Source organism: Methylomonas rivi, from assembly GCF_024505165.1.
Lineage (GTDB): Bacteria > Pseudomonadota > Gammaproteobacteria > Methylococcales > Methylomonadaceae > Methylomonas > Methylomonas rivi.
Window position 1 is genome coordinate 1 of record NZ_JANIBK010000313.1, and the last position, 1,281, is coordinate 1,281.

The window sequence follows — 1,281 nt, forward strand, 5'->3', positions numbered from 1 at the left end:
CGGCGCATCCGGCAGGGCAACCCGGCCGCCGTTCATGGCGGCGGTTATCAAGGCCGGCGCGGCAATGCCCAGTTGGAAAAGCTTGACCGGATCGCACTCGCTACGATTCAGCCAGCCCACCACGCCGCCGATGGCAAATAAAGCCAAAACCCGGATCAGATACGATAAAACCGAGAGTAGGGTAACGCTTAACAGCAACGTTTCCAGATCGATTACGATCAAATTTAACAGCGTCGGCATAATGCCGCCCAGCCCCGCAAATAAAAACCGCTGCCGGTCGCTTAGATGGGTATTCATGTCCGCCTCCCAAGTTATACACCGTTTATGCGGGCGCTAAACACTCGGTCTGCCCGCTATCGCCGATTCGACTATAGTCTGTACCGGGAGCTTGTTCAAGATCGTGGCCGAAAGACCGAGCAGGTACCGGTTTCGCCAACCGCAAACGGCACATCGGATTTGCCGTAAAGAATCGATCTTTCCGTTGCAGTTGCAGCGGCCGCGCTTTACCCGGTGTGCGGCTCCGGGTTGTGTTGCCGGCTTATTCTCAGGGAGACCGGGCGAATGTTGTTAGGCGATCCGCCGTATGGAATAGGGGCGTACTCCGAGTCTTGCCGGATTTTGCCTCTCTGCATCCGAACTAGTGGCTACGGTCGCTCGCCAAAATCCGTATCTGCGTCGAACTTATAGTCACCGCCCCAATCGACAGGCAATACGCCTTCTCGCACATAACGATGAAAAGACGAATATGGCCAATCTTTTACGCGGGTGACGTAGCAATGTTTCAGTGGATTCACATGCACGTAATCGATGTGATTAGCGTAATCCCGCTCATCGCGAATCGCATGCTCCCAAAAACGACGTTGCCAAATTCCGCGCTCGCCTTTATTCACGCGAACCATCGAACGGCGCTCGGTACTTGGGATTTTCTGCACAAAGCGAATCTTAATTGCCTTCCACCGGTTGGAAAAATCGTCGTCTCCCGTCGGTAAAGTCCAGACACAGTGCATGTGATCCGGTAACACCGCCCAGGCATCGATATGGAACGGCCGTTCCTGTTTCGTGATTCGCACTGCCTCGCGCAACAGATCGATATGCCGCACCAGCAAATCCAACCGCCGTTCCAGCAAATTCACCGTAAAAAAATACGTACCGCCCGGCACTCGAAACCGCCGATAATCCGGCATCATTCCCTCCGTGGTTCATATCATCGTAGGGCGGATGCCGCTAGGCGATCCGCCAATCAAAATGCCTCCATACGGCGGAACCGCTATGCGTTCCGCC

At 54.8% G+C, this 1,281-nt stretch carries 2 protein-coding genes; both read right to left on the minus strand.

Annotated features, from left to right (window positions below; genetic code table 11):
* Positions 1-297, minus strand: a 297-nt coding sequence (locus tag NP596_RS21400) for a hypothetical protein (protein WP_256617406.1), incomplete at its 3' end; no start/stop codon positions are given.
* A 347-nt stretch (positions 298-644) separates the two neighbouring features.
* Positions 645-1,184, minus strand: coding sequence for an REP-associated tyrosine transposase (locus NP596_RS21405; RefSeq protein WP_256617407.1), 540 nt, complete (start codon positions 1,182-1,184; stop codon positions 645-647).
* Positions 1,185-1,281: the final 97 nt, after the last annotated feature.

Excerpts from the sequence above, each read along its gene's own strand:
- NP596_RS21405 (WP_256617407.1), bottom strand. The coding sequence starts at position 1,184 with ATGCCGGATTATCGGCGGTTTCGAGTGCCGGGCGGTACGTATTTTTTT.